The following is an 8,357-nucleotide window of genomic DNA, read 5'->3' as shown; positions in this document are numbered from 1 at the left end:
GCGGCCCGCACCGCCCGCGCGGCCTCCGCAAGCGACGCTCCCGTGGTCATCAGATCGTCCACCAGCACCACCGGGCCCTCCGCCAACAGCCGCCCGCAGCCTGGCGCCGCACCCAGCGCCCCGGTGAGATTTTCCAGCCGACGCCGCGCGTCCAGCCCCGCCTGATCGGTCACCGCCCGCAGCTGCCGCAGGACCGGCAGCACCCGCGCGGGCCGCCCGCCGCGCCGCAGCACCCCCGCCGCCGCCAGCGCGATGCGCCGGGCCGGGTCATGGCCGCGCGCCGCGACCGCCCGCCGCGCCGAAGGCACCGGCACCAGCAGCAGCGGCCGCCAGGAGCGGCGACGGCGATGGAGACGGGGACGGCGATGGGGACGGGGATGGGGACAGGCCGCGCTCACCGCCCCCGCCAGCGCCTCGCCCAGCGCCGCCGCCAGCCGCAGCTCCCCCCGCTCCTTGTGCGCGAGCAGCACCGCCCTGGCCTCGTCCTCGTAGGCCACCGCCGCATGGACGGGCGGCAGCCCCGGCGGGGGCGGGCTGGGCCGCACCGGCCGCGCCCCGGCCCCGCACAGCGCCGCGCGGCACCGCCCGCACAGCGCGCCGCCCGGCCGACCGCACCCCGCACAGCCGGTCGGCAGCACCAGTCCGGCGATCTCCCGACTCCACATCCACATGGGCCCACTGTCGCGTCACCCTCACAGCCCCGCCACTCCTGTGGACAACCCTGTGGATAACTGCGGGCCAACCACGGTGTGGCCGCGCCCATCCGGGTGAACGCGCCCCCATCCTGTTGACAGCCAACCGGTCGACGCCCAGTCGGCCGAGGACCAGGTCCAGGGCGGGGGCCAGGTCGAGTCGGAGGCGAAGGCAGAGGCAGAGGCAGAGGCAGAGGCAGAGGCAGCGAAGGCGAGCCGTTACCCCGGATACACCGGAAGCGACCCCTCCTTGGCCACGGTCTTCCAGTCCGTATTCGGCGGCAGCCGCACAATCCCGTCGTTCGTCGTCTCGGCGATCAACGGCCGGTTCTGCCCCTCGAAGGCCGCGACCGCCTCCACCCCGTTCGGCCCGGGCACGGCCGGCACGTCAGCCGGCGAGCCGTCCGTCTCGACGTACTGCAGCCGCTGCACCCCGCCCGACTCACGGCCCGCGACCACCAGCCGGCTGCCCCCGGCCCACGAGACGGCGTCCACATCCTCCAGCCGCGGGGAGACCGAGTGCAGCCCCCGCACCGACAGCTTGGGAGCTTCCTCGCTGCCCCCTCGCTCGACGCGGCCGAGCTGCAGTGTCGTATGCCCGGCGCGCTTGACCAGCATCGCGATCCGGGTGCCGTCCGCGGACATCCGCAGCGCCGTGATCACGCCGCCGTTCAGATCCGGCAGCTGGACCTCGTCCGCCTTCTCCTCGCCCTCGCGCAGCCGCAGCAGCTTGGGTTGCTGTGGATTGCGGTCGGCGACCCACAGGCCGCCGAGGCCGTCCCAGCTCGGCGCCGACAGCCCGTGCTCCGCGCTGCCGCCCTGGCTGCGCAGCCTCGCCTTGCCGAGCTGGACGCCGGACCTGAGCTCGGTCACATACAGCGAGCGGCCGTCCTTGGTGACCCCCGCGGCGAGCCGCTCGTCCCGGGACACCGCCACCGACCCGAGGCCGACGCCGTCCTCACCGAACGGCCCCGGCACGGCCTGCGGCTGCCGCGCGTCGTCGGACAGCCGGACCACCCGGTGGTCGGCGTCCACGAAGTACTGATGGTCGCCCCGGCCGATGACCCCCTCCGGCGCGAAGGAGCGCGCGGCGTCGCGCGACAGCGTGCACAGCTCCGCGCCGTCCTGCCGCTCCAGCCGTACGCTGCGGATCTCCGACGCCGGCTGCCCCAGACCCTGGACCGTGAAGAGCAGCTGGGCCGCCATACGGGCACAGCGCGCCTGCCCCACATGCGCCGCGCGGTCGCTCAGCCGCACCTTCAGCGCGTTCGAGTCGTCCGGCGTCACCTTCTCGTCCTGGCCGCCCAGCTGCGCACCGGAGGGGAAGGAGGTGCTGACCACCGGGTCGAGCCAGCTCGTCGGCCCGTCCAGGAGGGCCTTTACGGCCGCGGTGACCGGGTCGACGCCCTGCCGCAGATAGACCGGGTCGGCGACCAGGACGCCCTGCCCCGCCCGCGAGTTGCCGGCGTCCGAGCCCAGCTCGGCGAAGTAGTACTTGTTGACCGACTCATAGATGCGCTGGAAGTCGGGCTCGCCCAGCACCAGGCCGCGCGGCAGGCGGTCGATCCGCCACTCCGACCCCACCTTCGACAGATGAACGCGCTCCTCGTAGCGGCCCCCGGAGGACCGGTACGCATGCGTGGCATCCACCGTGGCGATCCGCTGGCCGGAGAGCACGACGGTCCGCCCGTCGCCGTCCCGGTCCCCCGGATCGGCCTCCACCCGCACCTCCGGCGCCTGTGCGAGCACCGTGGTGACGGCGAAGGGGTCCCACTTCCGGCCGGCGTCCTTGGCCAGGTACTCCTTGGCTGTGGCCAGGTCCTCCTCGTTGCTGGTCGTCGCCTCCAGAAAGCCGTTGACGAGCTCGGTGGGCTGCTCGCCCTTGCCCGGGCTCACCCCGTACACCTGCACCCGCGTGTCGACGTCCGTACGCGGCGAGGAGTCCACCCGGCGCACATCCCCGCTGTCGGGCATCGAGGCACAGCCGGTGAGCAGCAGCGCGCCACAGGCAAGCAGCGCGGGGGCGCCCAGCAGCCGGCGCGTACGGCGGAGGCGGTAGCGGTCAGCGCCCACGGGGGCGGCCCTCCCGTTCGGTCGAGGTCGTGTGTGCCGTATCAGCCGCCGTATCAGCCGCCCTGTCGACCGCCGTGTCGACCGCACCCGGCCGCGGGCCCGGCGCAGGCGGCGTGCCTTGGGCAGCGCCCCGGGGCACCACGCGGGCGCCGTTGCCCGGCAGCGCCGTGGGGTCGGCCGTCGGCGTGGGCAGGCCCGCGCCGCCGGGGAGCCGCGGCAGGTCGGCGCCGGACAGCGCGGACTTCGGCTGCGCCGGTACGGCCGCCAGCCGCTCCCCCGCGCCCTCGCGCGAAGCCGCCCCTGGGGCCCCGGTGGCCTCCGCGCCCCGCCCCGACGCCAGGTTGCGCCGGGAGTCCTCGGGCTCCAGCGGGATGGGCGAGCCGCGCAGCGCGTCGCCCGCCGTACGCGGCAGGGTCAGCCGGAACTGCGAACCGCCGCCGGGCTCGCCCCACGCCTGCAGCCAGCCGCCGTGCAGCCGCGCGTCCTCCACCGCGATCGACAGGCCGAGGCCCGTGCCGCCCGTCGTACGGGCACGGGCCGGATCAGCCCGCCAGAAACGGTTGAAGACGCGGGTCGCCTCGCCCGGCTTGAGCCCGACGCCGTAGTCGCGCACCGCGACCGCGACCGCCCCGCCCGCCGCGGCCAGCCGCACGATCACATCCCGGCCCTCGCCGTGCTCCACGGCATTGACCACGAGATTGCGCAGCACCCGCTCCACCCGCCGGGCGTCCGCCTCCACCATCACCGGCTGCTCGGCGCCCCGCACCACGATCCGGGTGCTCTTGGCCTCGGCCAGCGGTTCGGCCGCGTCGACCACCCGGGTCACCACATCGCGCAGATCGATCGGCTCGGCCTCCAGAGCGGCCGCGCCCGCGTCGAACCGGCTGATCTCCAGCAGATCCGACAGCAGCGACTCGAACCGGTCGACCTGTCCCCACAGCAGCTCGGCGGAGCGCGCCGTGATCGGGTCGAAGTCCTCGCGCGCGTCATGGATGACATCCGCCGCCATCCGCACCGTAGTCAGCGGCGTCCGCAGCTCATGGGAGACGTCCGAGACGAAGCGGCGCTGCATCCGCGACAGCTCCTCCAGCTGCATGATCTTGACCTGGAGGTTCTGCGCCATCTTGTTGAACGCCTCGCCGAGCCGCGCGATGTCGTCCTCGCCGGTGACCTTCATCCGCTCCTGCAGCAGACCGGCCGCCAGCCGCTCGGAGATCCCGGCGGCCATCCGTACCGGCGTGACCACCTGCCGGACCACCACCCAGGCGATGGCGCCGAGCAGCACCACCACAAAGACCCCGGCCGTCGCCAGCGTCCCCTTCACCAGGCTCAGCGACTTCTCCTCCTGCGTGAACGGGAAGAGGTAGTAGAGCTGGTACGGATCGCCGTGGTTGTCGTTGAGCCGCTTGCCGATGATCAGCGCGGCCTCGGACTTCGTCGACCGTCTGTGCAGGATCCGGCCGTACTGCTCGTACGGCGTGGTCCGCCCCTCGTCCACCTTCTCGCGCAGCCCGGCCGGGACGCTGTCCTGCTTGACATCGCCGGACACGCGCGCGCCGCGGCTGACGACGCGGGGCGTGTCGCCCGAGGCGGAGCTGAGCGCCACCACCGAGTACGCACCCTTGCCGCCACTGGCCAGCTGCTCCACCAGCTGGTTCAGCCAGCTGGCGGCGTCCTGGCCGACCCGGCCACGGGCGTCGGCCCCGTCCCCGCTGCGGCCGGCGCTGTTCCGGTCGGCCATCTGCTCGGCGACCTGGAACCCGCCGGCGGCCTGGCCCTGCGCCGCATGCCGCTTGGCATCCAGCAGCCCGTTGCGCACCTGCCCGATGACGACCAGGCCGAGCAGCAGCACCACACCGAGCGACATCAGCAGGGTGGTCGCGACCACCCGCAGCTGGATATTGCGCCGCCACAGCCGGGCAGCGGGCAGCAGCGGACGGCGCACCCACCGCCCGAGCAGCCGGATCAACGGATGCGCGGGGCCGCCCGACGCCCCGTCCGGCAGCAGATGCCCACCGCTCCACAGCCGCCGCAGCAGCGGAATCTCACCCGCCGGGTCGACGGGCCGCCCCGGACGCACACCCTCCGGGGCCCCGCCCGCCGACCTGCCGACAGGCGGAGCCGAGCCGACCTCCGGCATCTCAGCTGGGCCCGGCCTTGTAGCCGACGCCGCGCACGGTCACCACGATCTCCGGCCGCTCCGGGTCCTTCTCGACCTTCGAGCGCAGCCGCTGCACATGCACATTGACCAGCCGCGTGTCGGCGGCATGCCGATAGCCCCACACCTGCTCGAGCAGCACCTCACGGGTGAAGACCTGCCACGGCTTGCGCGCCAGCGCGACCAGCAGATCGAACTCCAGCGGCGTCAGCGCTATCGACTGGCCGTCCCGCTTCACCGAGTGGCCGGCCACATCGATCACCAGATCCCCGATGGCCAACTGCTCCGGCGCCGGTTCCTCCGACCGCCGCAGCCGCGCGCGAATCCGCGCCACCAGCTCCTTGGGCTTGAACGGCTTGACGATGTAGTCATCCGCCCCGGACTCAAGACCGACCACCACATCGACCGTGTCGCTCTTCGCGGTCAGCATGACGATCGGCACTCCGGACTCGGCCCGGATCAGCCGGCACACCTCGATGCCGTCCCGCCCGGGGAGCATCAGATCGAGGAGTACCAGATCCGGTTTGGTCTCGCGGAAAGCGGCGAGAGCCTTGTCGCCGTCCGACACGAACGACGGTTCAAAGCCTTCGCCGCGCAGCACGATGCCAAGCATCTCTGCCAGTGCGGTGTCGTCGTCGACGACAAGGACGCGTCCCTTCATATCGACATCATCCCATTACCCGATCGTGACCTGGCACACAGCTCCGCGATGCCGCCCGCGGTGACCGGTGAGACGGCCCCCGCCTCGGTGACGATGGCCGTCACCAACTCCGGTGGTGTGACGTCGAAAGCCGGGTTGTAGGCCTGTGTGCCCAGCGGCGCGACCGGTATCCCGGTGCCCGCGTGCGCCCCCGCCGCCGGAGCATAGGGCACTGTGATGTCCGTCACTTCATGCCCCGGGCGCTGCTCGACCTCGATCGACGCACCGTCCGCGGTGGCCAGGTCCAGCGTGGTGGTCGGCGCCACGACGACGAACGGCACATGGTGGTAGCGGGCCAGCACCGCCAGCGGATAGCTGCCGACCTTGTTGGCCACCGAGCCGTCCGCGGCTATCCGGTCAGCGCCGATCAGGACCGCGTCGACCTCTCCCGCCGCGAACAGCGAACCCGCCGCGTTATCGGTGAGCAGCGTGTACGCCATGCCCGCGCGAGCCGCCTCGTACGCGGTCAGCCGCGCGCCCTGCAGCAGCGGGCGGGTCTCGTCCACCCACAGCCGCCGCAGCTGCCCGGCCCGGTGCACCGCCGCGGCCACGGCCAGGGCGGTTCCCCCGCCGCCCGAAACCAGCGCGCCGGTGTTGCAGTGGGTCAGGATGCGGTAGCCGCCCGCGGGCAGCAGCTCGTCGAGGAGGGCCAGGCCGTGCTCGGCCATCCGCTCGCTGGCCTCGGCGTCCTCGCGGTGCAGCGCACGGGCCTCGGCCAGGGCCGCGGCCGCGGCCCCCTCGGCGTCCGCCCCGCCCTTCGCTGCCGCGTGGTAGGCGGCGGCGGCGCGGCGCACCCCGTAGCCGAGGTTGACGGCCGTGGGCCGGGCGTGCGCCAGCGATTCGGCCGCCTCGTCCACGTCGAAGCCGCGCACGGCGGCGAGGGCGACGCCGTAGGCCCCGGCGATACCGAGCAGCGGAGCGCCCCGTACGGCGAGCGAACGGATCGCCTCCACCAGCACCGGTACATCGGTGCACACCAACTCGACCTCTTCGGCGGGAAGTCGCGTCTGGTCCAGGATCACCAGCACGGGACCTTCCGGCGGTTCCTCCCAGCACAGGGCGAGCGCGGCGGGCGATACGTCGGCGCCCCGGTCCACTGAGTGCTGATCAGCCATTGGTCCAGTCTGCCCTCTGCGGCCCCAAGTATTGAAGGCCCCGGCGTTGGAGGCCCCAAGTATTGAAGCGCCCGCCACGCCCGACGCCCACCGTCCGGCCATGTTCACCGTGGCACGATGACTGCCAACCTGCCGCCGCCGCGCACTCGCGACAGCCCGGCGGCCGCCCTTCGCCCTTATGGGACCGACCTTACGGAGCAACGATGAATGACTCTCCGGGCTGGGCACCGCCCGGACCGTCCCCCACCGACGAACCGCGCCACCACCCCCAGCCGCCAGACGCCCCGGCCGACCAGGCCGCACAGGGCCAGGGCCCTGTCCTGCCCGACCAGCCCGGGCCGGACCGCCCCACGGCGAACAGCCCCACGGCGGAGGGCCCAGCGGCGGATCAGGTGGCGGCGGACCGACCCTCATGGGGCGCGAAGTGGGCGGAGCGGCAACCACCTGCGGGGCACTGGACGGCACACCCCGGCGACGCACCCGCGCCACCACCCGCCCCGCCGACGGGCCCGGCGGGGCCGGGCGGTCCAGCAGGCCCTGCCTCGTACGGAAGTTGGGGGGCCGGCTGGACTCAGCCGCCGCCCGTACCCCGGCCCGGTGTCATCCCGCTACGGCCCCTGAGCGTCGGCGAAATCCTCGACGGGGCGGTGTCCGCCCTGCGCGCCCACTGGCGGCCGGTGCTCGGCGTGTCCCTTGCCGTCGCCCTCGTCACCCATGCCGTGACCACGGCCGCCACGGGACTGTGGTTCCGGGACACGAGCGGGCTCGACTCGCTTGAGAACGACCCGAATCCGAGCGTACGAGAGGCCCTGGACGCCCTCGGCCACGCTCTGCCAGGCAGTGCCGTTCCCTTGGCGGCCGGAGTCCTCGGCACGATGGTCACCACGGCCCTGCTGACGATCGTGATCGGCCGGGCCGTACTGGGACGGTCCGTGTCGCCCGGCGAAGTGTGGCGCGATGCCCGCCCGCGCCTCCTCCAGCTGTGCGGCCTGCTGCTCCTGTTGCCCGGACTCGTGGCCGTCACCTTCGCCGCCGGCCTGGCGCCGGGACTTCTGCTCATCGCCGCCGACGCGGACAGCGAAGGTGCGGCGCTGGCCCTGCTGGGCGGGCTCGGCGCGACAGCCGCCGCCCTGTGGCTCTGGATCCGCTACAGCCTCGCCGCCCCCGCCCTGATGCTGGAGAAGCAAGGACTCAGCGCCGCCATGCGCCGCTCCGCCAAACTCGTGGGCGGCGCGTGGTGGCGAGTGCTCGGCATCCAGCTCCTCGCGCTACTCATCGCCTTTGTCGTCTCCGCCGTCGTCGAGATCCCGACCAGCATCGTCGGAATGGCCATCGGCGGCGACAATGCGATGGACTGGCTTTCCGGCGAGTCCGTCTCCGTCAGCTGGACGTTTCTGGTGGTCATCGGAATCGGCGGAGTTCTCGCCTCAACCATCACCTTGCCGATCAGCGCGGGTGTCACCGCGCTCCTTTACGTGGACCAGCGCATCCGTCGCGAAGCCCTCGACCTGGAGCTCACCGACGCCGCCGAGATGCGGGGCGACGAAAAATAAAAAAGCCTCGGTCCTGGGTATCTTTCGATACCCAGGACCGAGGCTAAAAATTGTTCGGCGGTGTCC

Annotated in this window: 6 protein-coding genes; 1 reads left to right on the top strand and 5 read right to left on the bottom strand. The window is 73.1% G+C overall.

Annotated features, from left to right (window positions below; genetic code table 11):
- The 5 genes from CCN51_RS46165 to mtnA form a co-directional block, all read right to left on the bottom strand.
- On the bottom strand, positions 1–671 hold a 671-nt coding region (locus CCN51_RS46165), incomplete at its 3' end, for a ComF family protein (RefSeq protein WP_086860924.1).
- Positions 672–911: 240 nt separating this feature from the next.
- Positions 912–2,765, bottom strand: coding sequence for an LpqB family beta-propeller domain-containing protein (locus tag CCN51_RS46160; protein ID WP_014179066.1), 1,854 nt, complete (start codon positions 2,763–2,765; stop codon positions 912–914).
- Positions 2,755–4,905, bottom strand: coding sequence for an MtrAB system histidine kinase MtrB (gene mtrB, locus CCN51_RS46155; protein ID WP_078610610.1), 2,151 nt, complete (start codon positions 4,903–4,905; stop codon positions 2,755–2,757). Before mtrB ends, CCN51_RS46160 begins: the two co-directional genes overlap by 11 nt.
- A gap of 1 nt (position 4,906) precedes the next feature.
- On the bottom strand, positions 4,907–5,584 hold the full coding sequence (gene mtrA / locus CCN51_RS46150; RefSeq protein ID WP_014061181.1) for a two-component system response regulator MtrA: 678 nt from the start codon (positions 5,582–5,584) through the stop codon (positions 4,907–4,909).
- Complete coding sequence (gene mtnA, locus CCN51_RS46145; protein WP_043487472.1) at positions 5,581–6,738, bottom strand: S-methyl-5-thioribose-1-phosphate isomerase; 1,158 nt, start codon at positions 6,736–6,738, stop codon at positions 5,581–5,583. Before mtnA ends, mtrA begins: the two co-directional genes overlap by 4 nt.
- A gap of 203 nt (positions 6,739–6,941) precedes the next feature.
- Between mtnA and CCN51_RS46140 the strand changes: the two genes are divergently transcribed.
- On the top strand, positions 6,942–8,291 hold the full coding sequence (locus CCN51_RS46140; RefSeq protein WP_043487469.1) for a glycerophosphoryl diester phosphodiesterase membrane domain-containing protein: 1,350 nt from the start codon (positions 6,942–6,944) through the stop codon (positions 8,289–8,291).
- The last annotated feature ends 66 nt before the right edge of the window (positions 8,292–8,357 follow it).

Origin of the sequence: Streptomyces milbemycinicus (assembly GCF_002154605.1) — a bacterium.
GTDB classification, from domain to species: domain Bacteria; phylum Actinomycetota; class Actinomycetes; order Streptomycetales; family Streptomycetaceae; genus Streptomyces; species Streptomyces milbemycinicus.
This window is presented reverse-complemented; position numbering and strand designations above follow the sequence as displayed.